At 59.8% G+C, this 24,561-nt stretch carries 27 protein-coding genes and 1 tRNA gene; 14 read left to right on the forward strand and 14 right to left on the reverse strand.

What is annotated here, in order from left to right; translation table 11 throughout:
* Nucleotide 1: 1 nt before the first annotated feature.
* Genes AAF659_RS12200 through AAF659_RS12210 form a run of 3 tightly spaced genes read left to right on the forward strand, consistent with a single transcriptional unit; the run spans nucleotide 2 to nucleotide 3,367 of the window.
* Nucleotides 2–1,138 carry a murein hydrolase activator EnvC family protein gene (locus AAF659_RS12200; RefSeq protein WP_349752034.1) on the forward strand — a complete coding sequence of 379 codons (1,137 nt, stop codon included), beginning with the start codon at nucleotides 2–4 and terminating at the stop codon, nucleotides 1,136–1,138.
* Between the two features lie 17 nt (nucleotides 1,139–1,155).
* Nucleotides 1,156–2,562, forward strand: a complete 1,407-nt coding sequence (locus AAF659_RS12205) for a S41 family peptidase (RefSeq protein ID WP_349752035.1) — start codon at nucleotides 1,156–1,158, stop codon at nucleotides 2,560–2,562.
* A gap of 7 nt (nucleotides 2,563–2,569) precedes the next feature.
* A complete protein-coding gene (locus AAF659_RS12210; protein WP_349752036.1) occupies nucleotides 2,570–3,367 on the forward strand; it encodes a divergent polysaccharide deacetylase family protein in 798 nt (265 codons plus the stop codon).
* Nucleotide 3,368: 1 nt separating this feature from the next.
* Here AAF659_RS12210 and hisF read toward each other — a convergent pair whose 3' ends face one another.
* The 5 genes from hisF to AAF659_RS12235 form a co-directional block, all read right to left on the reverse strand.
* Nucleotides 3,369–4,139, reverse strand: coding sequence for an imidazole glycerol phosphate synthase subunit HisF (gene hisF, locus AAF659_RS12215; protein ID WP_349752037.1), 771 nt, complete (start codon nucleotides 4,137–4,139; stop codon nucleotides 3,369–3,371).
* Nucleotides 4,136–4,876 carry a 1-(5-phosphoribosyl)-5-[(5-phosphoribosylamino)methylideneamino]imidazole-4-carboxamide isomerase gene (hisA, locus tag AAF659_RS12220; RefSeq protein WP_349752038.1) on the reverse strand — a complete coding sequence of 247 codons (741 nt, stop codon included), beginning with the start codon at nucleotides 4,874–4,876 and terminating at the stop codon, nucleotides 4,136–4,138. The genes hisF and hisA overlap by 4 nt, the downstream gene beginning before the upstream one ends.
* Complete coding sequence (gene hisH, locus AAF659_RS12225; RefSeq protein ID WP_349752039.1) at nucleotides 4,876–5,517, reverse strand: imidazole glycerol phosphate synthase subunit HisH; 642 nt, start codon at nucleotides 5,515–5,517, stop codon at nucleotides 4,876–4,878. Before hisH ends, hisA begins: the two co-directional genes overlap by 1 nt.
* A 1-nt stretch (nucleotide 5,518) precedes the next feature.
* On the reverse strand, nucleotides 5,519–6,112 hold the full coding sequence (gene hisB, locus AAF659_RS12230) for an imidazoleglycerol-phosphate dehydratase HisB (RefSeq protein WP_349752041.1): 594 nt from the start codon (nucleotides 6,110–6,112) through the stop codon (nucleotides 5,519–5,521).
* Between the two features lie 64 nt (nucleotides 6,113–6,176).
* Nucleotides 6,177–6,647 carry an SRPBCC family protein gene (locus AAF659_RS12235; protein ID WP_349752042.1) on the reverse strand — a complete coding sequence of 157 codons (471 nt, stop codon included), beginning with the start codon at nucleotides 6,645–6,647 and terminating at the stop codon, nucleotides 6,177–6,179.
* Nucleotides 6,648–6,775: 128 nt separating this feature from the next.
* Between AAF659_RS12235 and AAF659_RS12240 the strand changes: the two genes are divergently transcribed.
* Together AAF659_RS12240 and mutY are read left to right on the forward strand one after the other, a co-directional pair.
* Nucleotides 6,776–8,932, forward strand: a complete 2,157-nt coding sequence (locus AAF659_RS12240) for an AsmA family protein (RefSeq protein WP_349752043.1) — start codon at nucleotides 6,776–6,778, stop codon at nucleotides 8,930–8,932.
* Between the two features lie 2 nt (nucleotides 8,933–8,934).
* Entirely contained in the window at nucleotides 8,935–9,975 is a 1,041-nt protein-coding gene (gene mutY, locus AAF659_RS12245) for an A/G-specific adenine glycosylase (protein ID WP_349752044.1), read from the forward strand.
* Here the strand turns inward: mutY and AAF659_RS12250 are convergent.
* Both AAF659_RS12250 and AAF659_RS12255 read right to left on the reverse strand, forming a co-directional pair.
* Nucleotides 9,972–11,333 (reverse strand): WS/DGAT/MGAT family O-acyltransferase, encoded by a 1,362-nt coding sequence (locus AAF659_RS12250; RefSeq protein ID WP_349752046.1) that lies wholly within the window; start codon nucleotides 11,331–11,333, stop codon nucleotides 9,972–9,974. The genes mutY and AAF659_RS12250 overlap by 4 nt on opposite strands.
* Nucleotides 11,334–11,426: 93 nt before the next feature.
* Complete coding sequence (locus AAF659_RS12255) at nucleotides 11,427–11,942, reverse strand: shikimate kinase (RefSeq protein WP_349752047.1); 516 nt, start codon at nucleotides 11,940–11,942, stop codon at nucleotides 11,427–11,429.
* Between the two features lie 105 nt (nucleotides 11,943–12,047).
* Between AAF659_RS12255 and AAF659_RS12260 the strand changes: the two genes are divergently transcribed.
* Nucleotides 12,048–12,200 carry a DUF2256 domain-containing protein gene (locus AAF659_RS12260; protein WP_349752048.1) on the forward strand — a complete coding sequence of 51 codons (153 nt, stop codon included), beginning with the start codon at nucleotides 12,048–12,050 and terminating at the stop codon, nucleotides 12,198–12,200.
* Nucleotides 12,197–13,723: an FAD-binding domain-containing protein gene (locus AAF659_RS12265; protein WP_349752049.1), complete on the forward strand. Its 1,527-nt coding sequence runs from the start codon at nucleotides 12,197–12,199 to the stop codon at nucleotides 13,721–13,723. The genes AAF659_RS12260 and AAF659_RS12265 overlap by 4 nt, the downstream gene beginning before the upstream one ends.
* Before the next feature lie 17 nt (nucleotides 13,724–13,740).
* Here the strand turns inward: AAF659_RS12265 and AAF659_RS12270 are convergent, their stop codons facing one another.
* The gene (locus tag AAF659_RS12270) at nucleotides 13,741–15,282 is read right to left on the reverse strand and encodes a cryptochrome/photolyase family protein (RefSeq protein WP_349752050.1); all 1,542 of its coding nucleotides are present in this window, start codon (nucleotides 15,280–15,282) and stop codon (nucleotides 13,741–13,743) included.
* Nucleotides 15,283–15,424: 142 nt separating this feature from the next.
* Here AAF659_RS12270 and AAF659_RS12275 point away from each other — a divergent pair, with 142 nt between their 5' ends.
* From AAF659_RS12275 to AAF659_RS12285, 3 genes are all read left to right on the forward strand, one after another.
* Entirely contained in the window at nucleotides 15,425–15,991 is a 567-nt protein-coding gene (locus AAF659_RS12275) for a hypothetical protein (protein ID WP_349752051.1), read from the forward strand.
* 48 nt (nucleotides 15,992–16,039) lie between these two features.
* Nucleotides 16,040–16,849, forward strand: coding sequence for a sterol desaturase family protein (locus AAF659_RS12280; protein ID WP_349752052.1), 810 nt, complete (start codon nucleotides 16,040–16,042; stop codon nucleotides 16,847–16,849).
* Between the two features lie 91 nt (nucleotides 16,850–16,940).
* Nucleotides 16,941–17,216 (forward strand): hypothetical protein, encoded by a 276-nt coding sequence (locus AAF659_RS12285; protein ID WP_349752053.1) that lies wholly within the window; start codon nucleotides 16,941–16,943, stop codon nucleotides 17,214–17,216.
* A gap of 109 nt (nucleotides 17,217–17,325) precedes the next feature.
* On the opposite strand, the gene AAF659_RS15130 is transcribed toward AAF659_RS12285, so the two are convergent.
* Complete coding sequence (locus AAF659_RS15130; RefSeq protein WP_502949211.1) at nucleotides 17,326–17,517, reverse strand: YgaP family membrane protein; 192 nt, start codon at nucleotides 17,515–17,517, stop codon at nucleotides 17,326–17,328.
* Nucleotides 17,518–17,581: 64 nt separating this feature from the next.
* Here AAF659_RS15130 and AAF659_RS12290 point away from each other — a divergent pair, with 64 nt between their 5' ends.
* The 3 genes from AAF659_RS12290 to AAF659_RS12300 all read left to right on the forward strand — a co-directional run bounded on the left by AAF659_RS12290 (nucleotide 17,582) and on the right by AAF659_RS12300 (nucleotide 19,007).
* Nucleotides 17,582–17,944 (forward strand): ArsR/SmtB family transcription factor, encoded by a 363-nt coding sequence (locus tag AAF659_RS12290; protein ID WP_349752054.1) that lies wholly within the window; start codon nucleotides 17,582–17,584, stop codon nucleotides 17,942–17,944.
* A gap of 81 nt (nucleotides 17,945–18,025) precedes the next feature.
* Nucleotides 18,026–18,637 (forward strand): Tll0287-like domain-containing protein, encoded by a 612-nt coding sequence (locus AAF659_RS12295; RefSeq protein ID WP_349752055.1) that lies wholly within the window; start codon nucleotides 18,026–18,028, stop codon nucleotides 18,635–18,637.
* A gap of 133 nt (nucleotides 18,638–18,770) precedes the next feature.
* Entirely contained in the window at nucleotides 18,771–19,007 is a 237-nt protein-coding gene (locus AAF659_RS12300; RefSeq protein WP_349752056.1) for a DUF5062 family protein, read from the forward strand.
* Nucleotides 19,008–19,093: 86 nt separating this feature from the next.
* Here the strand turns inward: AAF659_RS12300 and AAF659_RS12305 are convergent.
* From AAF659_RS12305 to AAF659_RS12315, 3 genes are all read right to left on the reverse strand, one after another.
* Nucleotides 19,094–19,169: transfer RNA gene (locus AAF659_RS12305), tRNA-Phe, on the reverse strand.
* A gap of 61 nt (nucleotides 19,170–19,230) precedes the next feature.
* The gene (locus AAF659_RS12310; protein ID WP_349752057.1) at nucleotides 19,231–19,503 is read right to left on the reverse strand and encodes an oxidative damage protection protein; all 273 of its coding nucleotides are present in this window, start codon (nucleotides 19,501–19,503) and stop codon (nucleotides 19,231–19,233) included.
* Between the two features lie 36 nt (nucleotides 19,504–19,539).
* Nucleotides 19,540–20,511, reverse strand: coding sequence for an LpxL/LpxP family acyltransferase (locus AAF659_RS12315; protein WP_349752058.1), 972 nt, complete (start codon nucleotides 20,509–20,511; stop codon nucleotides 19,540–19,542).
* Between the two features lie 141 nt (nucleotides 20,512–20,652).
* Here AAF659_RS12315 and trhO point away from each other — a divergent pair, with 141 nt between their 5' ends.
* Nucleotides 20,653–21,627, forward strand: a complete 975-nt coding sequence (gene trhO, locus AAF659_RS12320; RefSeq protein ID WP_349752059.1) for an oxygen-dependent tRNA uridine(34) hydroxylase TrhO — start codon at nucleotides 20,653–20,655, stop codon at nucleotides 21,625–21,627.
* Here the strand turns inward: trhO and AAF659_RS12325 are convergent.
* Both AAF659_RS12325 and AAF659_RS12330 read right to left on the reverse strand, forming a co-directional pair.
* Nucleotides 21,620–22,828 carry an acetylornithine/succinyldiaminopimelate transaminase gene (locus AAF659_RS12325; protein WP_349752060.1) on the reverse strand — a complete coding sequence of 403 codons (1,209 nt, stop codon included), beginning with the start codon at nucleotides 22,826–22,828 and terminating at the stop codon, nucleotides 21,620–21,622. The genes trhO and AAF659_RS12325 overlap by 8 nt on opposite strands.
* Nucleotides 22,829–23,010: 182 nt before the next feature.
* Nucleotides 23,011–24,441, reverse strand: a complete 1,431-nt coding sequence (locus AAF659_RS12330) for an exonuclease domain-containing protein (RefSeq protein WP_349752061.1) — start codon at nucleotides 24,439–24,441, stop codon at nucleotides 23,011–23,013.
* Nucleotides 24,442–24,561 lie beyond the last annotated feature (120 nt).

Below are 24,561 nucleotides of genomic sequence, written 5' to 3' on the forward strand. Positions count from 1 at the left end.
GATGCGACGCGTCGTTCTGGCGATGCTGCTCGGAACGGCGCTTGCGGCTCCGGCACAGGAGGATGAGCAGGCCGCCCGCGAGCGACTGGATGAGGTAAAACAGGCTATCGAGTCGGTGTCACACTGGCTCGAAACGGCCCGCGCTGACGAGGATGCCCACCTGAGCCGCCTGCGCGATGCTGAACAAGCCGTCGCCCAAAGCCAGAAGCGACTCAACCGGCTTAACACCGAGGTTGATCACCTGGACGGCAAGCTGGCCGAACTGCAACAGCGCAATCAGCAACTTGAAGCCGAGGCCGAGCGTGGCCGGGAAACCCTACAGAATGTCGTCCGCTCGGCCTGGCGCCAAGGGGATCAGCCCGCGTTTCAACTGTTTTTTTCCCAGCAGGATCCCGGCAAAGCCGCCCGCATGCTGAAGTGGCACCAGCAACTGGGCGACCACACGCGAGCGCAGCTGGCGGATCTCGCCGATACTCTGAAAGCGTTGGAACGCAACCGCCAGCAAGCGCAGACCACCCGTGAACAGCTGGCCTCGAAACGCGACCAGGCACGTCAGCAGCGTGACAAGCTGCAACAACGGCGCCGCGAACGGGAACAGCGGCTGACAGAGCTGCGCGCACGTATCGATGAGCGGGAAAACCGATTAGCCGCCCTCCGTGAGGACCGGCAACGTCTGGAAGAACTGATCGAGGAGATGACGGCGTCGATATCAAGCATCGAAGCGCCAGAGGATATCCGGCCATTTGCCGATCTGCATGCTAAACTGCCATGGCCGCTGAAAGGAACGGTGAGCAACCATTTCGGCGATGCGGTCGGTAACAGCGGCATGCAGGCCAACGGCATCCGCATCCGCGCGGACAAAGGCACGCCCGTCAGCGCTGTTCATTACGGCCGCGTTGTGTTTGCCAACTGGTTGCGCGGGTTCGGACTCATGATCATCATAGATCATGGTGACGGCTACATGAGCCTGTACGGCAACAACGACACCCTGAGCCGTTCGGCGGGTGAATGGGTACAGGCCGGTGAGACGATCGCCCGGACAGGTAACAGCGGCGGTCGTTCGCAATCCGGTCTTTACTTTGAGATACGCCATAATGGCCAGCCGGAAAACCCCGAAGCCTGGCTCGAACAGCACTGAACAGGAACGCAGCGCCCATGCGACACAGCTCCCGGAACTCCATCACCGCCGTCAGTATCAGCCTGGCACTGGCGCTCACCGCCCTCAGCGCCATCGCAGCCGAGCCCATCGACAGCGACGGCAATAATCCTACGCAGAACATCGAGAAAGAGCCGCCCGTGGACGGCCAGACCAGTGAGCTGGAAGTCCAGCTCGCGGACCCGGAGAAACAGCTGCCGCTGGACGAGCTGCGCAAGTTCACTGAGGTCTTTGAGCGCATCAAGCGTGGCTACGTTGAAGAAGTCAGTGACCGCAAGCTTCTGAACAAAGCCATTGAGGGCATGCTATCCGGTCTTGATCCCCACTCCGCCTACATGGAACCCGATGCTTTCTCCCAGCTGCAGGAGAGCACTTCAGGCGAATTCGGCGGCCTAGGCATCGAGGTCGGCATGGAGGATGGCTTTGTGCGTGTCATCTCCCCTATTGATGGTACCCCGGCCAAGAAAGCCGGTATTCAGGCAGGCGATATGATCATCGAGATCGATGGTGCCCCGGTGAAAGGCATGAGCCTGGAAGAGGCGGTCAAGGAAATGCGCGGGGAGCCGGGCACCGAGATCAACCTGACGATCGGGCGTGATGGCGAAAGCAGCCCCCTCGAGGTCACCATTGAGCGCGCCATTATTGAAGTCGACAGCGTGCGCTCACGCATGCTCGAACCCGGTTATGGCTACATCCGCATCAGCCAGTTCCAGAACAACACCGGCAAGGATTTCGGTAACGCCTACAAGCAACTGGTCAAAGACCATGGCGAGAACCTTGACGGCGTGGTCCTTGACCTTCGGAACAACCCCGGTGGTGTGCTGGAAGCGGCTGTAAACGTTGCGGATTCGCTGCTCAATGAAGGTCGGATTGTCTACACAGAGGGCCGCATTGAGAGCAGCCAGCTGAGCTTCGACGCCAGCGCTGGCGGCATAGCGGAGAATGTACCCATCGTGGTGCTGATCAACTCAGGTTCCGCTTCCGCCTCAGAGATCCTGGCGGGCGCCCTCCAGGATCAGCGCCGCGCCGTCATCATGGGCACCCAGTCCTTTGGCAAGGGATCGGTGCAGACGGTCATGCCGCTTGGCGACAACCATGGCATCAAGCTGACCACCGCGCGCTACTACACGCCGGACGGGCGCTCCATCCAGGCCAAGGGCATCGAACCGGACATCCAGGTACGGCCCGCGGAGCTGCGCGACGTGGAAGCCGCACGCCGCTTCAGCGAGTCGGATCTGCCCGGCCATCTCAAGAATGGCCAGGCTGAAGACTCAAATAACAGCAGCAGTGATGAAAGCAAGGACGAGGCCCAGCGCCGCGACTACCAGCTGCGTTCGGCTCTGAACCTGCTCAAAGGCATGCGGATCCTTAACCCGGAACGCAGCAGCAATACCGGGAAGGACTGAAGCGACCATGCGGTCTGTGCTTGTCCTCGTCCTGTGCGCCGTGCTTTTGGGCGGTTCCGGGACCGCTGCAGGCCAGGGGCCGCCGCCAACCATCGCCATCATCATCGATGACCTTGGCCTCAATCGGGGCGCCGGGGAACGTCTGCTGGCTATGGATCAACCATTGACGCTGGCGTTCCTGCCACACCGGCCCTATACCCGTGAGCAGGCCACAGCAGCCGCCGCAAACGGCAAGCAGGTTCTTCTGCACGCCCCCATGGCCAATGAAGCTCGCATCGGCCTGGGTCCGGGCGGTCTGGCTGCCGACATGTCGCGAAAGCAAGTGCATACCACGCTTAAAAGGGCCCTCGCCTCAGTACCTGGTGCCACCGGCGTCAACAATCATATGGGAAGTCTGCTCACACAGGTAAGGAAACCCATGGACTGGGTGATGGAGGCAATCGCGGGGCGCAACCTTCTGTTCATCGACAGCCGGACCACATCGGCCACGGTCGCTGAAGACAGAGCACTGTCACAGGATGTGCCCGCAATGAGCCGGGATGTCTTCCTGGATAACCGACGGGACACGGCCAGCATCCACGAGCAGTTCCGCCTGCTCCTTAAAAAAGCACGCGACAACGGCACCGCCATCGCTATTGGTCATCCCTATGAGGAAACTCTGGATTACCTGGAAGCGGTGCTTCCGGAACTGGACCGCCACGGTTACGCCATTGCCACGGTGAGCACGGTCTGGTCCATGCGCCATGACAACCAGCCCGTTTTTCCAAGTCTGCCGAATCCACGCCTGGTCCAGCAGCAGGACTGATTCAGCGCATCACGATACCGTGGTCGCGCATGTAATCCTTGGCCTCGACGATAGTGTACTCTCCGAAGTGGAAGATGGACGCCGCGAGCACCGCATCAGCTCCGCCTTCCAGAACACCATCCACCAGATGCTGCAGATCGCCGACACCACCAGAGGCAACCACTGGCACCGGCACAGCATCACTGATGGCACGGGTCAGGCCCAGATCGAAGCCGTTTTTGGTACCATCCCGGTCCATGCTCGTCAGAAGAATCTCACCCGCGCCGTAGTCAGCCATCCGCTGGGCCCACTCAACCGCATCCAGCCCCGTGGCATTACGGCCACCGTGAGTAAAGATCTCATAACGCGGCGCCTCGCTCTCATTACTCACGCGCTTGGCATCAATGGCCACCACAATGCACTGGGAGCCGAAGCGCTCGGCCGCCTCGCGCACAAACTCAGGGTGATGCACGGCCGCTGTATTGATGCTGACCTTATCCGCCCCGGCATTGAGCAGATTGCGGATATGATCAACGTGGCGCACGCCACCCCCCACGGTCAGCGGGATGAACACCTCACCGGCCATGCGCTCCACGGTCTCATAGGTGGTATCGCGGCTTTCATGGCTGGCGGTGATATCCAGGAACGTAATCTCGTCCGCACCGGCCTCGTTGTAACGCCGCGCGACTTCCACCGGATCACCGGCATCACGGATCTCGACAAAGTTCACGCCTTTCACGACGCGCCCCTTGTCCACGTCCAGACAGGGGATAATACGCCGCGCCAGACTCATGTCCTGGCCACCGAGTCGCAATGGCGCTGGGCCTCGGCAAGATCCAGCGTCCCCTCGTAGATGGCGCGGCCGGTAATCGCACCGGTAATCCCGGAGTCCGCCACTGAGGCCAGAGCCCGCACGTCCACCATACTGGAAACACCACCAGAGGCGATCACGGGAATCGACGTGGACTCAGCCAGCCGTCGGGTTGCATCCACGTTCACCCCTTCCATCATGCCGTCCCGGGTGATGTCGGTATAAACAATGGCGTCCACACCATCGTTGGCAAAGCGCTGGGCCAGGGTCGTGGCCTCCACGCTCGAGGTCTCAGCCCAGCCCTCGGTGGCCACCATACCGTCACGGGCATCCAGCCCTACAATGATGCGCCCGGGGTGAGCATGACACATGGCGGTGACGAAATCCGGTTCCCGTACCGCCTGGGTACCGATGATGACCCACTGCACGCCTGCGTCCAGATAAGCTTCAACCACTTCACGGGAGCGGATACCGCCGCCGATCTGAATGGGCAGATTCGGGTAGTTGCGGGCAATGGCATTGATAATGTCTCCGTTGACCGGCTTGCCCTCAAAGGCGCCGTTGAGATCTACCAAGTGCAGGCGCCGGGCTCCAGCCTCCGCCCAGCGGCCGGCCACCTCCACCGGATCCCGGGAGAAGACTGTGGAATCCTCCATGCGGCCCTGGCGCAAGCGCACGCATTCGCCGTCCTTGAGGTCAATAGCGGGTATAATCAGCATTAAACAGCACCATCCCAGTCAATGAAGTTGCGAAGAAGCTGGAGTCCGGCATCATGGCTCTTCTCCGGATGGAATTGCACCGCGAACAGGTTGGGTGCGGCCACTGCGGCGGCAAGATCAACGCCGTAATGACAACGCCCGGCAAGGTTGGCGTTGCCCTCGGCCTCCACGTAATAGCTGTGCACGAAGTAGAAGCGGGTGCCATCGTCAATATCGCGCCAGAGAGCCGGCACCGCTGTCTGGAACACCTGGTTCCAGCCCATATGAGGCACCTTCAGGCGCTGCCCCTCCGCCATGAGGTCATGACCAAAGAAGCGCACGCTGGCCGGCAACAGCCCGATGCCTTCGGTCCCCTCATTTTCTTCGCTGGAGGCCATTAGCGCCTGCATACCCACGCAGATACCAAGCACAGGTTTTTCCGACACCGCCTCGCGCACCCAGGTGTCCACGCCCAAGCGGCGAATCTCGGCCATGCAGTCGCGCATGGCGCCGACACCCGGAAGAACCACACGGTCCGCCGCACGCACGCGCTCGTACTGATCCGTGATGGAGACGCGCACTTCTGGCGCCACGCGTTCAATAGCTTTGCCCACCGAATGGAGATTGCCCATTCCGTAGTCGATGATCGCGACTTCATGCATCTTAGAGCGTTCCCTTGGTGGAAGGCATGGCCCCGGCAGCACGCTCGTCCTCGGCTACCGCCATACGCAGGGCACGCCCCAGGGCTTTGAACACCGTCTCGATCTGATGGTGGCTGTTGGTGCCGCGCAGGTTATCGATATGCAGGGTGACCATGGCATGGTTCACGAAACCACGGAAAAACTCCTCGAACAGGTCCACATCGAAGTTCCCCACTCGCGGACGCGTGAAAGGCACTTCCATCGTCAGGCCCGGCCGACCGGACAGATCCAGAACCACTCGCGACAGGGCCTCGTCCAGCGGCACATAGGCATGGCCATAACGGTTGATACCCTTTTTGTCACCCACGGCCTGGGCCAGTGCCTGCCCCAGTGTGATGCCGATGTCTTCCACAGTGTGGTGGTCGTCAATCTGACGATCCCCGCTGGCCTGGACATTGAGATCCACCATGCCGTGCCGGGCGATCTGCTCCATCATGTGCTCGAGGAAAGGCACCCCGGTACTGAAAACCGCCCGCCCGGTGCCGTCCAGATTCAGGCTTACACAGATCCGGGTTTCCAGCGTATCGCGCTCAACAAGCGCCGTCCGATCAGCCATGTTATTCATCCACTGGCGTTCAAAGCCGCCATTATAGCCCGAAACCACGCCCTCTTTCAGCGCCTCAGGCGTCGCGGAAAGCGTTCTTGAGGTTGTCGATATAGGTATCAACGAAGCCGTTGAACTCATGCTTGACCACGGGCGAGACGGCCATCTTCATCACCCTGGGCAACGGCAGGGTCAACTCGGCATCAGTCTGGAAGGCCAGCGCGGTCTGCCCCTCACCCGCATCGCGTATAGCCCAACGGCCACCAACCAGGCCGTTGCCGTCGCCACGCACCGGTGTCCACTCGATCACGCCGTGTTCCCGGTCGGCCTCATAGCGGCAGGCGTAGACCGTCTGAATGCTGTATTTGTCCACACCGACCTTCTCCATTTCCCAGCGGTAGGTGTTGTCGCCCAGATCCGTCAACGCGTGCACCTTGGGGAAATAGGACACAGAACGCGGTACATCGGCCAGAAGCTCAAACACCGCGTCGTAGTCCGCGTCCAGCGTAAACTCGCGCTGAATCTCGATGGCTATTGTAATGGACATGGTTGATTTCCTGTTGTTGTGGTCCGGAGCTGTTCAGTGTGCGCGCACCTTCTCCAATTCCATAACCTTGGTCAATCCCCCGGCATGAGTTATCTTAAGCCGTTGAAGCCACTGTCAGAGAACGCCGAATGAAAGCCCTCCGCATCGCACTCATTGTCATTGTCGCACTGGTTCTCCTGCTTGTCGCTGGCGTGGGCGCGGCCATGATGGTGATCGACCCGAACGACTATAAAGGGCACATCGAACAGGCCGCCACGGACAACACCAATCTGGAACTCAGTCTCAACGGCGAAATCCAGTGGTCGTTCATGCCCTTGGGACTGTCTGTGGCGGATGTGACGGCTTCTCTTAAAGGAGAGGACTTCGTGGCACTGAAGGAGCTGGTCGCCAGCGTGGACCTTTGGTCGCTGATCCGGATGGCTCCGGCGGTACACACCTTTCAGCTGGATGGTTTCAGGGCCAACCTCATAATGGATGACAATGGCACCGGCAACTGGACCCGGGTCATGCCGGAAGCGGAGCAGCAGCAAGAAGCCACCAACGGAGACACACAGCAGACCCTGACCGATGAATCCGGCGACGAGATGATCAGCTTCAATGTGCAGCAGGTGCGGATCACCAACGCTCAGGTGAACGTCGAAGATCGTCGGTCCGGCCAATCATTACAGCTCAGTAACGCCCGTCTTGAAGCCAGTGACATTGCACTGGGACAGGACTTCCCCCTGGAGCTGGGCTTCAGTGTGTCTCTCAATGAGCCTGAGCTGAATGTGGATGGCACGCTCAGCATGCAGCTTAACGCCGCTCGGAACCTGGAGCAGTTCAGCGTTAGCGGCCTTGATAGCGACTTCACGCTCGCCGGCGCCGCCTTCAACGGCGAGACCATCAGTGCCGGACTGAACGGTTCGGCAAAAGCGGACCTTGAGGCGCAGAGCGCTCGCGTCAGCGATCTGGTAGCGAGCCTGGAAAACCTGGCGGTGACCGCCAACCTTCACATGCAGGGGTTCAGTGCTACGCCCGACATCAGCGGTAACCTGAAACTGGCCGAATTCTCACCCGCAGTGCTGCTGAAGCGGCTTGGCCAGCCGGCGATTAAAACAAGTGATGAGGCTGTGCTGTCACGGGCGGCTTTCCAAACAGCCCTGGCCACCCGCGATGACATGGTCCATCTTGAGAAAACCCGCCTGCAGCTGGACGACACTGAATTCAACGGCGAGCTCGGCTACGGGCTGACAAACGGAGCCCTGGTTGTGGATCTTGAGGGCAACCGCCTCAACCTCGACCGCTACCTGCCTCCCAGGACAGAGAGCGAGGACAACACCGCCAAAGAGGCTCCCAACAGCCAGACCGCAACAGCCGGTGACAGCGACCTTCTGCCACTGGAGGCGCTACGCAGCCTCAACCTCGATATCCGGCTCAGCCTGGGCGAGCTTGTAGCCAGCAATCTCACGCTCACTGACCTGCTTGCCAGGATAACGGGCGGCGATGGGCGTCTATCACTGGATGAGCTCAGCGCCAACCTGTACGAGGGCAGCTTCAACATGACGGCAGCGCTGGATGCACGCAGCAACAACCCGCAATGGCAGTTCAGCAAACAGCTTTCCGGTGTTCAGACCCAGCCCCTGCTGATGGATCTGGCGGAGTTGGACCTGCTGTCAGGCGCTGTGAATGTCAGCGCCAATGCCTCCTCACAGGGCAACAGTATTGATTCCCTGCTGGACAATTCCGATGGCAAAGCCGATTTCCGCATCGAGGAAGGCGCCATTGAGAACGTCAACATGACGCGCATGGCCTGCAAAGGCATCAGCCAGGCGCACGGGGAATCGCTGAGCGTGGAAGACTGGGGCGACAGCACGCCCTTCAATGACATGAGTGGCAACTTCACCATCAACAGCGGGGTACTGGAAAATGAAAACCTGACCGCCGACCTTGCCGGACTGCGCCTGGAGGGTGACGGTGTGGTGGACCTGATTGAGTCCATACTGGACTACCGCGTGGGCCTGCGTGTTGTGGGCGAGGTCCACCGTGACAACGCCTGCCGCGTGAACGAACGCATCCAGAATGTGGTCATCCCGGTGCGCTGCCAGGGTGGTTTCGGGGATAATCCGGCCGGGCTCTGTGGTTTTGATGGCCGCCGCTTCGGTGACGTGCTCGAGTCCATGGCGCGCCAGGAAGTCGACCGCAAGAAAGAAGAAGCCAAGGAAAAGGCCCGCAAACGCGTTGAGGAAGAGATCAAGGAACGCGTGGACGACGAGACCAAGAACAGAATCCGGAATCTACTCAACTGATCATGACAGACTGGTTCGCGCAACAGCTGCTTCAGTGGTATGACCAGCATGGCCGCAGGAATCTCCCCTGGCACCGATCCCCTTCCGCTTACCGGATCTGGATCTCCGAGATCATGCTGCAGCAGACCCAGGTTACGACCGTCATCCCCTACTTCGAGCGTTTCATGGAACGCTTCCCAACGGTTCAGGATCTGGCCACCGCGAGCACGGATGAGGTGCTGAGCTACTGGTCCGGTCTTGGTTACTACGCTCGGGCGCGCAACCTCCACAAGGCAGCGATGACCATTGTGGAAGACCATGCAGGCACCTTCCCCCAGGCGCAGGACGAACTCCAGAAGCTCCCTGGCATTGGCCGCTCAACCGCCGCAGCCATCGTTGCTCAGGCCCATGCTCAACGTGCCAGCATCCTTGATGGCAACGCCAAGCGCGTACTGGCCCGTTACCACGCGGTGGAGGGCTGGCCCGGGCGCACGTCCGTCGCCAACCAGCTCTGGCAGCATGCCGAGACCCACACGCCGAATGAACGCATCCAAGCCTACACCCAGGCCATCATGGACCTCGGCGCCATGGTCTGCACCCGCCGGCGCCCGGGATGCGCGGCCTGCCCGGTGCGCGAAGGCTGCCTTGCCTACGCCCGCAACAACCCCGACGCCTACCCTGGCAGCAAGCCCAAAAAAGAAAAGCCGGAAAAAAGCGTCTGGATGCTGGTGATCGAAGACGGCGAGGGCCGGATTCTACTAGAACAGCGCCCACCCAGCGGGATATGGGGCGGTCTGATGAGTTTCCCGGAGGCTGATCCGGCACTGCAGCCGGAGGAGCTGCCCGAGCACTGCGAGACCTCGCTCGGGCTGCAGACCTCCGAGCCCGAAACACTGGCGCCTTTCCGCCACACATTCAGCCACTATCACCTCTGGATCCAGCCGGTAAAGCTGACCGCCATCAGAACGCGCGTTCTTTCGGATAACGGCCGTCATCAGTGGCTCCCGCGCCAGAATGCTCTGGAGGCCGGACTGCCTGCACCAATACGCCGGCTGCTCAGCTAGACCCTATCCTCAAGTTCCAGCAGCCCGGTCTCCAGATGGTCAAGCATCCGCTGGAGGCTCGGCAGCGTCCGCCGGCAGCCTGTCAGCCCGAACTCCACCTGATCGCCATAGGTCGCCAGGGTCATATTCAGACCCAGCCGGTCCATGGCAATCGAGACCGGGTACATCCCCTCAAGGCGGGCGCCATTCCAATACAGCGTTGACTCCGGCCCGGGCACATTCGAGATCACCACGTTGAAGGTCTGCCATTTAGGGGCCATCCCGGTCAGAAGCTGGAAAACGGCTGGCGCCAGAGTCAGAGCCGTGTAGTTGATGACCTCCTCGGCAGACATGGCGCGGTAGCGCGCCTTCTGCCTGTGCACCTCTTCATGGATGTGCCTGAGCCTTTCAAGCGGATCCGCCAGATGGGTGAAGAGAGAGGCAAGCAGAATGCCCACCTGGTTACCGCCTTCGCTGTCATCGCGGCGCAGGTTTACTGGCACCATGGCAATCAGGGGCTTATCCGGCAGCTCATCCTGCTCAAGCAGATAACGGCGCAGGGCAGTCGCGCACATGGCCATGACCACGTCATTGACGGTTGTACCGGTGGCTTCGCAAACATTGCGGATACGAGCCAGTGAATAGGACTGGGCCGCGAAACGGCGGGATCCCGAGATGCTGTTGTTCAGCACGCAGCGCGGGGCATGAAAAATGGACCCGTAGCCTGGATGCTGGCGGGATTCGTTGATGGTGCGCAGCAGCTCTTTCGCCACAGTGGGCACGGTCCCGAGCTGCTTACCGGAGCGCTCAAGCATGCGCGCCACGCTGCGCCACAGCGTTGACCCCCCTTCATCCAGGCTGCCGCTGGATTTCGGTGGCATGGCCCAGATTGGCGGCATCTCCCGTTCATCCGGATCAGCCGACAGCATGCGCTGGGCCATGCGCATGGCGGAGACGCCATCGACCAGCGAATGATGGACCTTGGTGTAAAGCGCGAACCGGCGATCCGTTACCCCTTCGATAAGATGGCATTCCCAGAGGGGACGGTCACGATCCAGAAGATGACTGTGTTCGGAGGACACGAAGGCCAGAAGCTCACGGATCCGCCCTGGTGCCGGCAGTGCTTCGCGACGGAAATGATGCCCCAGGTCCAGATCGTCGTCCGGAACCCAGACTGGCTGCGCAAAACGATGGGAAAGGCGCTGATTGAACGGTGGTGACACCTGCCGATACTCACGCAGCGACTGCGCGAGACGGACCGCGTAGTCATCAGGCGCCCCTTCCGGGAAGGAGAACAGCTGGAGTCCCCCCACATGCATAGGCTGCTGGCGCTGTTCAAGCCAGAGAAACAGCTGGTCAACAGGGCTGAGAGGGGGCACGCTACCTCCGGACTAAAGGATTCACCTTCAGGATAGAACAACACCTGCCAGAGAAAATTGACCCCGTTCAAACCAGAGGCCGTCATTACGACGCTAAGGGCATTCCTCAAGCTGCGCGAGCGCTGCCTCGCACACCCGTTCCATGGATCGGTTATCACAGGCAATGACGATGTCTGAATAATGTCGATAAAGATCCAGGCGTTCTTCAAACAGATCCTGAATGCTTTGGTCCGGCCTTTTGGAAATGCCCCGCAGGCTGTAGTCACCGATCCGGTTGCGGACCGTATTGAGCGAGACGTCGAGAAAGACCACCACACTGCTGGTCTTAAGATGGGCCATGCCCGCCTCGCTATAGACCACACTACCGCCAGTAGCAATCACGTGGTTGGAAACCGCCAGCGACAGCAACACCTGCTCTTCCACCTCGCGCAGCGCTTCATAGCCCCGCTCATCGACAATCGACTGAAGGCTTGAGCCCGTCCGACTCTGGATCAGCAGATCCGTATCCACAAAATCCCGGCCACTGGCTTTAGCCAGTAGCACACCAACGGTGCTCTTGCCCGAGCCCGGCATACCAATCAACGCAATATTGCTTTTGCGCTCATCCATCAATCCGAAACCTGCCCTCTTTGATTTTTCCCCCATGATACGTCAAATCGCCAGCGCAGGGACCACCTGGCAGTCCATATTCCCCCTTTAACCGTACCTCAAGGCATGAGTCACAAACCACTTCCCGAGAAAATCTGCCCGGTCTGCCAGCGCCCCTTCAAATGGCGGCGTAAATGGGCACGCTGCTGGGATCAGGTGACCTATTGCAGTGAACGCTGCCGGCGCCACCGCCGACACCCGGAGCAAGTGCTGCGATGACAACCGTTGTCTGGTTCAAAAGAGACCTGCGGGTGGATGATCATGGCCCGCTGTATGATGGGGTCGAAGACAACCTCCTGCCTCTCTACGTGGTCGAGCCGGATTACTGGTGCCTTGCGGATACCAGCGAGCGCCAGTGGGCCTTCATCCGTGACTCGCTGCATGAGCTGGACACTGCCCTGCGTGCTCTGGGCGCCCCCCTGATCATCAAACACGGTGATGTAATCAAAGTTCTGGAGCAGTTGCGACAACAGACTGGCTTCACCCATCTGGTCAGCCACCAGGAGACGGGGAATGACTGGACCTTCCAACGGGACCGCGCTGTTGCCTGCTGGTGCCGGCAGAATGGGGTTCAATGGCGGGAATACGCGCAATTCGGCGTGGTCCGGGGCCCGCATGACCGGGATCACTGGGACCAGGCATGGCGACAAGTAATGCAAGCGCCCGCTTACCCTGCGCCGTCACGCATCACCCCATCACTGACGGATAACCTTCACCCTCCTGAATCGGTGATCACACCGGTGTGCTGGGATCAACGCCCCTGCCCCGGACGCCAGCGTGGCGGCATGAGCCAGGGAGACAATCTGCTTGAAGAGTTCCTGAAACAGCGGAGCAAGGGTTACGAGAAGCGGATCTCCAGCCCGGTAACCGCTTGGGAGGCCAGCTCACGCCTGAGCCCACACATAGCCCACGGTACGGTCTCACTGCGACGCATCGTGCAACAGTGCCAGACCATAGCAGCCGCCCCGGAGATACCAGCCGGGCATCGCCGCAGCCTCAGAGCCTTCCGTTCGCGCCTGCACTGGCACTGCCACTTCATACAAAAGCTGGAAGATGAGCCAGCCATTGAGTTCCGGACCATCCACCCGGACCTGGAAGGACTACGCCAGCCCGGCGAATCGCCGGAGGCGCTTGAGCGTTGGTGCCAGGGCCTCACTGGCTGGCCGCTGGTGGACGCCTGCATGCGGGCACTCCACCACAGCGGATGGATCAATTTCCGGATGCGGGCCATGCTCATGGCCGTCGCCAGCTATCATCTGCATCAACACTGGCGTGAGCCGGCCCTGCATCTGGCACGGCTTTTCACCGATTACGAGCCTGGCATCCACTACCCGCAGGCCCAGATGCAGTCAGGGCTGACCGGCATCAACGCCCTACGCATCTACAACCCGGTGCTTCAATCGCAGAAACTGGACCCCCAAGGTGTCTTCATCCGCGACTGGGTCCCAGAACTTGCCGGTCTACCCGCAGAATGGGTTCATACCCCCTGGGGCCTGTCATCCACACAGCGCGACCAGTTCGGTGCCGGGGCGTATCCTTTACCTGTTATTGATCATGAGGAAGGCGCGCGCCAGGCCAGGGCCCACATCAAAGCGTGGCGACAGCAGCATGTTCGCAGAGAAGCCACCAACCAAGTGCTGCAGCGCCACGGCAGCCGTGCCAACCAGCCGCGCAGGCCGCGCGCCGGGACACGCGCCAAGCGCCGCAAAGGCAGCAACGCTCAGATGGACCTGTTTGAGTAACGGCTGCATGAGCCACGCTAAAGCGCGTTGACGTTAACCAATGCCTCTTCCGCTTTCGCCAGAACCGCTGCGCGTTGTTCTTCACCCTGCTTTTCCCAGTTCCGGTAAATCATGCCCATGCGCGGATTGGACTTGAAGTGCTCGCGGTGACGATCAATGAAATGCCAGTAAAGGCTGTTGAACGGACAGGCATCCGGGCCGGTGGTGGCGTTCACGTTGTAGACGCAGTGGCGGCAGTGATCGGACATCCGGTTAATGTACTTACCGCTAGCCGCGTAAGGCTTCGATCCCAGAATGCCACCGTCCGCATGCATCACCATGCCCTGGGTGTTGGGCCGCTCCACCCAATCGAACGCATCCGCGTAGACGCCCAGGTACCAGTCGCAGATCGCCTCGGGATGGACGCCGGCCAGCAGCGCGAAGTTACCCGTCACCATCAGCCGTTGAATGTGGTGGGCGTAGGCGTGCTCCAGGGTGTTGCCGATGGCTTTGGCCATGCAGCGCATCCGGGTGTCGCCGGTCCAGTAGAAAGCTGGCAGAGGCGCGGTGTTGCCGAGCCGGTTTTCATCCGCATAGCCGGGCATCAGCGTCCAGTAGAGCCCGCGCACGAACTCCCGCCACCCCAGGATCTGGCGGATAAAGCCCTCAACGGCATTCAACGGCGCGCGACCGGCATGATATTGCGCCTGGGCCGCCTCGCAGACTTCCCTCGGGAGCAACAGCCCGATATTGAGATAGGGCGAAAGCAGCGCGTGGAACAGATTCGGCTCGTCATCGGCCATGGCGTCCTGGAAATCGCCGAACCACGGCAGCCGGTGTGTCAGAAAGTGGTCCAGGGCAGCCAGCGCGTCTTCCCGGGTGACTGCCCAGCCGAAGGAATCCGTGTTACCAATGTGGCCACCCAGGTGGGATCCGACCTCCGAAATAACGGCCCTGGTCGTGGCATCCGGCTCAACCCGGAACGCCGGAGGTGCCGGCGGATCACCTTTCCACTTCTTACGGTTTGACGCATCCAGGTTCCACTCACCGCCCTCGGGCTGACCATCGGCATCCACCAACAGGCCCGACTCCCGGCGCAGCTCCCGGTAGAAGTACTCCATGCGCCACTGCTTGCGGTTACGGGTCCACTTCTGAAAGCGCTCAACGGTGGCAAAAAAGCGGTTGTCCGGACGAATGCTCAGCGATACTGGCAACTCCCACTGCCGCATCGCCTGATCCAACCGCCACTCACCGCATTCGGTGGCAACCACGCCCTCGGCTCCCACGGCGTCAGCCGTCTCGCGGACTACGTCGCCAAGGCTTTGATGCGCACTGTCTGGATCAAACGCATGGTAATGAACACACCACCCCGCCTGCTCCAGCTCCGTTGCAAAGTGGCGCATAGCGCTGAAAATCAGCGCCAGTTTCTGCTTGTGGTGATTGGTGTAGCCAGCCTCTTCGGCGACCTCGGCCATAACAACATGGTCGCGGTTGGGGTCGGCTTCCGCCAATGCAGTGAGTGACGGAGTGAGTTGATCGCCGAGGATCAGAATAAGATTGCGGGGATTGTTTTCAGTCATACAGATCCCTACGCCTTGCACGGCTCTGCGGTTCTCCTAGTATTACAGACGGAGCCCCATCGAGTCCCTCCCCAGGGGGACAGTGCACGTACCCCGACAAATGAACGTACCTATTGCATAATTTCATTTAAAAGGAGTCCCCATGCAAGACGATCGGCTATCGTGGCTGCTTCGCAAGGGAATGATTGCCCTGCCCGTCATCCTGATTCTGGTGCTGGCCCGATGCGGCGGTGACACCGCCGGCAGCAGCGACCAAACCTCGGGCGATGAAACGAATGGCTCGGCTCCAAGTCAGAGCACCGCTGAGCCGGCACCGGCCAAAAACAGTGAGCCCGCACGGGACGAATTCACCGCGAGCGACATCAAGGCCGCAATGCGCGAGCACATCGACAATCGCACGCGGATGGGCAACCCCGGCGTATTCGAGATAACGGACCCGCGGACCAGCCAGACCCTGGACCTGCGATTCCAGAAAATCCATGACCCGGTGCGCACCATGGGCGATGGCCACTACTTCGCATGCACCAACTTCGCGGCCATCGGCGACCCCTATAAAACCTATGACCTGGATTTCTGGCTGCAGGTGCATGATGGCGAGCTAATCGTGTACGAGGAGAACGTCCACAAGCTGCCCGTGCATCAAAACGGCCGATGGGTTCAACAACCCCGATACAACTTTGTGGATGACCGGATCAACCTGCTTCGGTAGCCGCCTACGGGCTAAAGAGCGGCACCGCAGTACACTGGAGCTGAGACTATGGACGATTTAAAGCTTCCCCTCTTCCTCGGCGGTTTTGCGCTGTTTTTCCTGATCGAGGGGATAGCGGCCAAGCGGCCCTGGCAGGAACCACGTGGAAAACGCCTGCGGATGCATGCCGCCGTGGCCGTATTCAACACAGTCGTCCTCAAGCTGCTCATCCTTGCGCCGTTTCTCTACTGGACAGAATACATTGCCAAACAGGGCTGGGGGCTGGCACCGATGCTGGGCTACAGCGGCGTTGGCGGCATCGTCGCGACCCTCATCGTGCTGGACATGTTCGATTACTGGTGGCACCGCTTCAATCACCGTGTGGGTCTGCTCTGGCGCTTCCACAAGGTGCATCACGTAGATACCCATGTAGACGTCACCACCGCTCTGCGCTTCCACCCTGGGGAACTGTTCATTTCCTTCTTCGTGAAACTCGTCTGGATTGGTGCCTGGGGACCAAGCCTGGCCGGGTTTGTGGCCTTTGAGATTGGCGTCAGCCTGGCCAGCCAGTTCCATCACTCAAACATCGACTTTCCTGAACGCTGGGAGCGTATGCTGCGTTTATTCATCGTGACCCCGCGATTCCATACCAGCCACCACACTGTCTCCCGCCGCACAGGCGATGCCAATTTTGCGACGATTTTCATCGTCTGGGACCGTCTGTTTGGAACCTATCAGGAGCCCGATGGCAAAGAGCTGGAGCACCTGGGACTGCCCGAGGGGCGCGACGATTATCTGTCATTTTTGGCCTGGCTCACTGAGCCACTATCACCGCGCAACGCGAATCAGGCTGATCCGGAGCGGCGAACGACGTCGTAAATCGAGATGGTCATTGACGGTGAGAACGACAGCGTCAAAGGTATCGAAAGCATGCTGATTGCATGTACGGCAGCGATGAGGAGCAAAAACAATGAAACGTTTTCAGGCAACCATTACCATCCTGGCAATGATGGCAGGGCTCACTATGGGTGGACTGGCAGTGGCATCCAGCCATGGCGATGAACATGCGGGTGACAATGCCCAGGCTGAAGAACACGCGCAGCACGATCATACTGATCAGGAAGCCGATTCTGGAGAAGACGACAGTTCCAGTGAAGACGATAGGTCCGAATCGGATGAGCACGCAGGCGAGGAAGCGCATTCCGATGACCAAGGCGACGAGCATGCCGGTGATTCAAGCTGGTAAGAACTAGCGTGGTCGGTCCGGACCTGTGCCATAACGCTACAGGTCCGGCCTTTCTAAGCAACCCATCGCCACCAAACCTTTGATATCATCGCTCTGACAGTAAACTCACTCAGCATTCCTTAAGACCTGCTTTCCGCAGCAGAGTCATCATTGGACACCAGCCTGTGAATGCTGACTGCATCAGATTCAGCGCAATAAACCCTGTAAAAAGAAGCCAGGCGGGGTGCAGAAAATGAGCCAGCAGTACGGAAATCAGCACGAAGGCACCTGCGATCAACCGGAGCGCATCATTAACAGTCATAGCCAGTTCCTCTCTCAACGCGGTTAGTTTAGAATAAACTAATACAGAAGTCGGGAAGCGACAAATGAAATCTCCAGAGTCCGCCACTGCACCTCAGAATCTCAGCAACGCCACCAACCTCACCGCCGAAGAGATGGCGGTGCATGCGGAAGAGGCAAGTCAGGTTCTGAAATCCATCGCCAACCCCAACCGGCTGATGATCCTGTGCTGCCTTATTCAAGAGGAAAAAACAGTGGGCACCATCAACAACGAGGTGCCTCTCAGCCAGTCCGCGCTTTCTCAACACCTGGCACGCCTCAGAGCGGAAAACCTCGTGATCTCACGCAAAGAGGGGCAGACGGTTCACTACCGGATCAAGGACCCTCGGATCATCGAGCTCATGTCGCACCTGTATGAGCTTTACTGCGCCCCTGAGCCCAGCGGTTAGGCGCACACCCTGAAACCACCTTGATTCACGGGCCCAAACAATTTAGATTATTCTAATATTAACCACAGTAAAGGGCCCGTCATGAACCGCTTTATCGCTGTACTGATGCTTGTTGCCATTATTCCAACCGCAGTCCCCGCTTCTGAGCCGCCACAATCCAGCGAGCTTGAGCAGCGCAAGGCGGGCGCCAGGGACGTTGTGACACAGCTGGCCGACCAACTTTCATCCGAGCTTAAGGCCGCCATGAAGGAAGGTGGCCCGAAAGCCGCCATCCGCGTCTGCCGTGACCGTGCCCCAGCGATTAAATCCAGGCTTTCACGCGAAACAGGCTGGCAGATCACCCGAGTGGGAACACGGGTGCGCAATCCGCTGCTGGGCATGCCGGATGCGCACGAGGCGGAGATCCTGTCCCGCTTCCAAAGCGAGCTTGACGACGGCGCCGCCATGCCAAAGCTGGAGCACGCCAGCGTGGAAAAAGCCGGCGACGACCGCTACTTCCGGTACATGAAGGCCATTGGCGTTAAACCCCAGTGCCTCGGCTGCCATGGCCCGGTTGAGAACCAGCCCAAAGCCATACGCACCACACTTGAGGAACAGTATCCTGCGGACAAAGCGGTGGGTTATGAAGCGGGCGAGCTGCGCGGCGCGTTCTCGGTCATCCAGAACATGGCTGACGCCTACGAAACGCCCTGAGCCCGATCAGCCATCTCCGCCTCAGCCGCTCAAAGACGCCGACAAAACTGTGCTCACAGACAGTGGCCCACGCATAGTCAGGGCGTTATGGTGGTTCCCAACGCCGAATGGCATTCACCAGCGAGGTGGCACGATGAAACAGCTCAAGAACGAAAAGGAAATGGTCAAAAAAGCCATTGAGGAAGGCATGAAGTATGGCGAAAACCGGGGCGTAGTGGAATTCGAGGCCACGGATTCACAGGCGCAGAAAATCGAATACATTTACCGCCTGCTGGTCCACGACAACATGATTCAGCCCATCCCGGAGGATCAGGTGTCACAAAAAGCCATGAAGCATAAGCTGGCAATCTGGGCATCGAAGCTCAAGTAGCGCTTAGAACAGACTGGGTGCTCAGGGATTGCATTATTGGTTCATGCCGGCTGACGCCGAGGGGTTTGCAAAATCGCGGGAAAGGTTGGTGCCCGGAGACGGAATCGAACCGCCGACACGAGGATTTTCAATCCACTGCTCTACCGACTGAGCTATCCGGGCCAATGGAGCGGTATTAAACCGATTTGGAGCGCCAGCGTCAAGGGCTGGCGCTCAAATCAGGTTATTCTTCTGGTGGAACGAAGCCATCAGCCTCGTCAGACTCCTCGTTGTTGAAGAACGCCTCCATCTGCTGCTGCAGATATTCCCGCGCCTTCGGGTCCAGCATGTTGAGGTGCTTCTCGTTGATCAGGCGGGTCTGGCGGGCCTGCCACTCCTCCCACGCCTGCTTTGAGATGTTGTTGAAGATGTCCTGGCCCTTCTCGCCCGGCAGCGGGGCAAAGTCGAGGCCTTCCAGGTCCTGTTGGTATTTGCGGCAGAAAACAGTTCTGGCCATTGAGCGGCTCCTGATTGGAAAGTGGTTCCGGGTTGATCAGCCCCGCATCATCTTTCGCAGCTTTTTCGTGAATGTCTTTTTCTTCGGCGGGTAAACACTGGGTTCACCCTTTGGCCGTGTCTTGAAGCGCCGGTGCACCCAGAGATACTGCTCCGGGTAGCGCCTGACCATGGTCGCAATCTCGTTGTTCAGGCGGGTTGCGTTCGCCACCTCATCGTCCGAGGGGTAGTCCTCGAAAATCTCGGAAAAGTGCACGCTGTAAACGCCATTGCCCTCCCGGAACTGGCTCAGAAACAGGACCGTTGCACCGGTTTGCCGGGCGATCCAGGCAGGTGTTGTGAGCGTTGCCGCCGGCACACCAAGGAAGGGTGCAAAAACGCTGTAGCGCGGGCCAAAGTCCTGATCACAGCCGTACCAAACAATGTTGCCTTCCTCAATGAAGCGCATCATCTCCCGCATCTGGCGCTTATCAAAGGCCGCGCCACTGAACTTGCGCCGGTTGCGCTCAATAACAGCATCAAACAGAGGATTGTTGTTCGGCCGGTACATATGGTTGAAGTCGAAGACGGCATTCGCAAAGGGCCCGGCAAAATCCAGAATGCTGAAGTGGCCACCCAGCATCAATATGCCTTTGCCTCGGCGGCGGGCTTCCTCCAGGTGCTCCTTACCATGCACTTCAAGCCTTTCAACATGCGGCTTCATGTTCCCCCACCAGGCTTTGGGACTCTCAACATAGCCCTTGGTGGTGGCGATAATGCTTTCCCGAACCAGCTTCTCCTGCTCCCGGGAAGACAACTCTGGGAAGCACAGTGAGATATTGGTGCGGGCAATCGTCCGGCGCTCGGCACCAATGAGATAGCTCCCCCACCCCAGCACTCGCCCGATTCCCTGCAACACGGGAAGCGGCAGATAGGCAAGCAGGCGCAGGACCCCGATCAGACACCAGGTCGGCCAGTAGCGTGGATGAAGGAAACGCCGGTAATAGTACTTGGGATCTATGGGACGCAAGGGCTCTGCTCTTATACATCAGTTATCACTGTAACCACTCAGAATACCGATTGCATGGCGAACGGTGAAGCACATTGGGTACAATCCGCATTCACCATTGCTCTGGTTTTACGTTCCAGCCCGCAACGGAGGCTATCCCCGATGACGACGCCCTACGCCGTTTGCGCACTCTACCGCTTTGTGCGCCTCGACGATTACGAACAGCTGCGCGAGCCACTGCGCCAGTTTCTGCTGGACCACGGCATCCGCGGCACCCTGCTTCTGGCCCGCGAGGGCATTAATGGCACCGTGGCCGGCTCCCGTGAGGCCATTGCCGCACTCAAGGCGCGCCTCGCTGAGGACCCGCGTTTCGACGGAATTGACTATAAGGATTCCGAAACGGACATCCAGCCATTCAACCGCACCAAGGTGAAGCTCAAGCGCGAGATCGTCACCATGGGCGTTGAGGAGATCGACCCGAAGCAGTCCGCCGGCACCTATGTAAAGCCTCATGAATGGAACGAGCTGCTAAAGGACCCGGAAGTGACCGTGATCGACACCCGTAACGAGTACGAGGTGGAAGTGGGCTCTTTCGAAAACGCCATCAACCCCGGCACTGATGCCTTCCGCGAGTTCCCGGAATACGCGGCCAAGCATCTGGACCCACAGAAACACCGCAAGGTGGCCATGTTCTGTACCGGCGGCATCCGTTGCGAAAAGTCCACGGCCTATCTCAGGGAACAGGGCTTTGAGGAGGTCTATCACCTGGAAGGCGGCATACTGCGTTATTTCGAGGAGATGCCGGAGGAGCAGTCGCTGTGGAATGGCGAGTGCTTCGTGTTCGACGAGCGCGTGGCAGTGAACCAGAACCTGGAGCGCGGTCAGTACGACCAGTGCCACGCCTGCCGTCGACCGATCACGGAAGCGGACAAGCAGTCGCCCCAATACCAGAAAGGCATCAGCTGCCCCAGATGCTATGAGTCACTCACTGAAGAGCAGATGGCACGCTTCGCCGAACGGGAGCGCCAGATCCGTCTGGCACAGCAACGTGGCGAGGCGCATGTGGGCGCGGAAGCCTCCGACGTGATCGAGCAGCGCCGCCGGGCCAAAAAGGCTCAGGACGAGTCCGCTAGCTGAGCGCCTTCCACGCCGTTTCGAGGCGACCCAGTGCCTCATTCAGATCCGCCATGGGGATGTTGAGCGGCGGCGCGAATCGCAGCACCGTGCCGCCCGCCACCAGCACCAGAACGCCCGTCTCCAGCGCGGCCGACACGAAGGTTTTGATGTTGTCGCTGTGGGGCTCGGCCAGTTCCGCTCCCATCAACAGGCCACGGCCACGCACATCGCGGAACAATCCTGTTTCCTCGGCCATGGCCTCCAGCCACTCAGTTAACCGCTGCTGGCGCTTCACTACACCACCCAGTATCTCATCCGTGTTGACCAGCTCCAGAACCCGACGCGCCACGGCGCAGGCCAAAGGGTTACCGCCATAGGTGGTTCCATGAGTACCGACCGTGAAACTCGCCGCGATGTCCGCCCGCGTGAGCATGGCCGAGATCGGAAACCCGTTACCCAGCGCCTTGGCGGTGGTCAGGATGTCCGGCTCCACGTGATAATCCTGATAGGCATAGAGCCGCCCAGTACGGCCCACGCCACACTGAACCTCATCAAAGATCAGCAGCAGCCCGTTGTCATCACAGATCCGGCGTAGTTCGCGCAGGAACCCGTAATCCGCCGGGCGCACACCACCCTCACCCTGCACCGGTTCCACCACAATGGCGCAGGTCTTATCCGAGATCTGCTCTTTTACCGAATCCGCATCATTGAAGCGCGCGTGCCGGATACCCTCCGGCCCTGGCCGAAAGCCATCCAGATACTTTGGCTGACCGCCGACGGCCACGGTGAACAGCGTCCGCCCATGAAAGCTGCCATCAAAGGCAATGATCTCGTGCCTGCCATCACCGTGATGATCCCAGCTGTAGCGCCGCGCCAGCTTGAACGCCGCCTCGTTGGCCTCCGCTCCGGAATTCGCAAAGAACGCCCGCTCCGCGAAGGTGTGCTCACACAGATACTGCCCCAGTTTCAGCGCCGGCTCGTTGGTCATGACATTGCTCACATGCCAGATCTTCGCCGCCTGCTCCTGCAGCGCCGCCATCACCCCGGGGTGCGAATGCCCCAGCGCCGTCACCGCAATCCCTCCGGCCAGATCAATGTACTCATGCCCCTCCTGATCCCAGACACGGGCGCCCTCGCCGTTCACCGGGATCACATCACCGGGCGCGTAGGTCGGAACCATGACTTCGTCAAAGGTGGCTCGGTTTACGGAGGAATCACTCATTCAATCGCTCTCTTTCGGAAAATTTCCATTCACAGCGCATGGCGGCACGCTCAAAGGGAGTGGTGTTGGTACTGCTTACCGGGAACCTCTGGAGCCATCGATGGCGGAAGAGGAGCGTACAGGGACGTATTTACAGCGTTTCCCGGGAAGCAGTACCAGCACCACTCCCCAGCAACTGACCCTCAGTCTTCCGCAACAGAAGGCCACACAACCTCCGGCCGCGGCACCCAAGGACACTCAATAACCCGCAACCGATGCGAAGGCGCCATCACATACTTTACCAGCAGCTTGTAAGAATCCAGATCAAACGCCAGCGCCTCGCGCCCCAGCTCCAGATCCCGCAACTCCGCCTCACTTTGAACCGTCGCAAGATGCGCCCAATTATAAAGCACATGGACATCCGTTCTACCCGTGGCCTCATTCTCTTCTACTACCCCGATCGCCCCGTCCCAGGGCCAGGTCGTCAGCTGCAGACTGTGGAAGGCAATCTTCGTGCGCAGATTGTAACGGGTGACATCCTCCACCTCCTCACAGGCACCCCGACACCGCCCCAGCCGCCGCTGAAAACAGGGCCCTGGTCCGCTTTCAAGCCCCAGCATCCGGTTGCACAGCTCATTCTTCTGGGCGATCCCCTGAAGCGCTTTCTGCGCATCCTTCTTAGACCGGAAAAGTCCGTGATACTGATCCAGACTTGAAGGATCAATCCGCCAGCTCATCTCAGCGCCAAGATACCCGGCCTCCGTCTCCGCCAGCGCGATACTGACCAGCCGTTTCGCCGCCCGTGAGCGCCGATTGTACAGCGGCTTGAGCGTCTTGATCTGGTGCAGCTCCAGCAGCAACGCCCCCAGCTCACCGGCTGTCTCGGTCCAGTCCACCCGCCGCATGCTCTGGGACAGCTGAACACCGCGGCTGCTGTTGTGATCCCCGGAGAAATGCGACGCCACCCGCTGGCGGATGTTGGTGCTCTTGCCCACGTAGAGCAGCACGTCATTCTCACCGTAGAAACGGTAGACCCCAGGCGTGTCCGGCAGCTCATCCAGAATATCCGGCGAAATATGGGAAGGAATGCTGGGGCGTTTCAGCAACGCCTGGATGGCCTGCTCAACCGAATCAACGCCCTGCTCGGACCGGGTACGCTCAAAGAACTGGACCATGGACACCACATCGCCCATGGCCCGGTGCCGCGGCCCTGGATTCAGCCCGTGGCGTTCGATCAGTGCATCCATATTGTGGCGCCGGTATTCCGGATAAAGCCGGCGGGATAGCTTCACCGTGCACAGCACCGGCGCCGCAAACGCCTTCCCCAGCCGCCGGAACTCCGCCTTGATGAAGCCGTAATCAAAGCGCGCGTTATGCGCCACGAAGACCGCATTACCCACCTTTTCACGGAAGGTCTCCGCCACCTCCTCAAAACGCGGTGCATCCGCCACCATGGCATTGGTGATGCCGGTCAGGGACTCGATGTAGTGCGGGATGGTCTGCTCCGGATTCACCAGCGTTTGCCAGTCCCCAACCACCTCGCCGTCTTCCCACAGGCGCAGACCAATCTCGGTGACGCGGTCGCGCGAGGCACTTCCGCCCGTGGTTTCAAGATCGATGAAGGCGAGTTTCATAAAGCAATATCCTTACAGACCTGTAACGGGTCTACGCGCCGCAGTGCTCCGGGGATTGCCCATTTCAGGCACATACGAGATGCTACGGAGCGTTGAATGGATGGCACCAAAGGAACCGCA

The sequence above is a fragment of the Salicola sp. Rm-C-2C1-2 genome (genome assembly GCF_040196175.1).
Taxonomy (GTDB): Bacteria; Pseudomonadota; Gammaproteobacteria; order Pseudomonadales; family Oleiphilaceae; genus Halospina.

What these genes read in the sequence shown, in the direction of transcription:
- AAF659_RS12200 (WP_349752034.1), top strand. Translation starts at nt 2, where the DNA reads ATGCGACGCGTCGTTCTGGCGATGCTGCTCGGAACGGCGCTTGCGGCT.
- AAF659_RS12205 (WP_349752035.1), top strand. Translation starts at nt 1,156, where the DNA reads ATGCGACACAGCTCCCGGAACTCCATCACCGCCGTCAGTATCAGCCTG.
- AAF659_RS12210 (WP_349752036.1), top strand. Translation starts at nt 2,570, where the DNA reads ATGCGGTCTGTGCTTGTCCTCGTCCTGTGCGCCGTGCTTTTGGGCGGT.
- hisF (WP_349752037.1), bottom strand. Translation starts at nt 4,139, where the DNA reads ATGAGTCTGGCGCGGCGTATTATCCCCTGTCTGGACGTGGACAAGGGG.
- hisA (WP_349752038.1), bottom strand. Translation starts at nt 4,876, where the DNA reads ATGCTGATTATACCCGCTATTGACCTCAAGGACGGCGAATGCGTGCGC.
- hisH (WP_349752039.1), bottom strand. Translation starts at nt 5,517, where the DNA reads ATGCATGAAGTCGCGATCATCGACTACGGAATGGGCAATCTCCATTCG.
- hisB (WP_349752041.1), bottom strand. Translation starts at nt 6,112, where the DNA reads ATGGCTGATCGGACGGCGCTTGTTGAGCGCGATACGCTGGAAACCCGG.
- AAF659_RS12235 (WP_349752042.1), bottom strand. Translation starts at nt 6,647, where the DNA reads ATGTCCATTACAATAGCCATCGAGATTCAGCGCGAGTTTACGCTGGAC.
- AAF659_RS12240 (WP_349752043.1), top strand. Translation starts at nt 6,776, where the DNA reads ATGAAAGCCCTCCGCATCGCACTCATTGTCATTGTCGCACTGGTTCTC.
- mutY (WP_349752044.1), top strand. Translation starts at nt 8,935, where the DNA reads ATGACAGACTGGTTCGCGCAACAGCTGCTTCAGTGGTATGACCAGCAT.
- AAF659_RS12255 (WP_349752047.1), bottom strand. Translation starts at nt 11,942, where the DNA reads ATGGATGAGCGCAAAAGCAATATTGCGTTGATTGGTATGCCGGGCTCG.
- AAF659_RS12260 (WP_349752048.1), top strand. Translation starts at nt 12,048, where the DNA reads ATGAGTCACAAACCACTTCCCGAGAAAATCTGCCCGGTCTGCCAGCGC.
- AAF659_RS12265 (WP_349752049.1), top strand. Translation starts at nt 12,197, where the DNA reads ATGACAACCGTTGTCTGGTTCAAAAGAGACCTGCGGGTGGATGATCAT.
- AAF659_RS12270 (WP_349752050.1), bottom strand. Translation starts at nt 15,282, where the DNA reads ATGACTGAAAACAATCCCCGCAATCTTATTCTGATCCTCGGCGATCAA.
- AAF659_RS12275 (WP_349752051.1), top strand. Translation starts at nt 15,425, where the DNA reads ATGCAAGACGATCGGCTATCGTGGCTGCTTCGCAAGGGAATGATTGCC.
- AAF659_RS12280 (WP_349752052.1), top strand. Translation starts at nt 16,040, where the DNA reads ATGGACGATTTAAAGCTTCCCCTCTTCCTCGGCGGTTTTGCGCTGTTT.
- AAF659_RS12285 (WP_349752053.1), top strand. Translation starts at nt 16,941, where the DNA reads ATGAAACGTTTTCAGGCAACCATTACCATCCTGGCAATGATGGCAGGG.
- AAF659_RS15130 (WP_502949211.1), bottom strand. Translation starts at nt 17,517, where the DNA reads ATGACTGTTAATGATGCGCTCCGGTTGATCGCAGGTGCCTTCGTGCTG.
- AAF659_RS12290 (WP_349752054.1), top strand. Translation starts at nt 17,582, where the DNA reads ATGAAATCTCCAGAGTCCGCCACTGCACCTCAGAATCTCAGCAACGCC.
- AAF659_RS12295 (WP_349752055.1), top strand. Translation starts at nt 18,026, where the DNA reads ATGAACCGCTTTATCGCTGTACTGATGCTTGTTGCCATTATTCCAACC.
- AAF659_RS12300 (WP_349752056.1), top strand. Translation starts at nt 18,771, where the DNA reads ATGAAACAGCTCAAGAACGAAAAGGAAATGGTCAAAAAAGCCATTGAG.
- AAF659_RS12310 (WP_349752057.1), bottom strand. Translation starts at nt 19,503, where the DNA reads ATGGCCAGAACTGTTTTCTGCCGCAAATACCAACAGGACCTGGAAGGC.
- trhO (WP_349752059.1), top strand. Translation starts at nt 20,653, where the DNA reads ATGACGACGCCCTACGCCGTTTGCGCACTCTACCGCTTTGTGCGCCTC.
- AAF659_RS12325 (WP_349752060.1), bottom strand. Translation starts at nt 22,828, where the DNA reads ATGAGTGATTCCTCCGTAAACCGAGCCACCTTTGACGAAGTCATGGTT.
- AAF659_RS12330 (WP_349752061.1), bottom strand. Translation starts at nt 24,441, where the DNA reads ATGAAACTCGCCTTCATCGATCTTGAAACCACGGGCGGAAGTGCCTCG.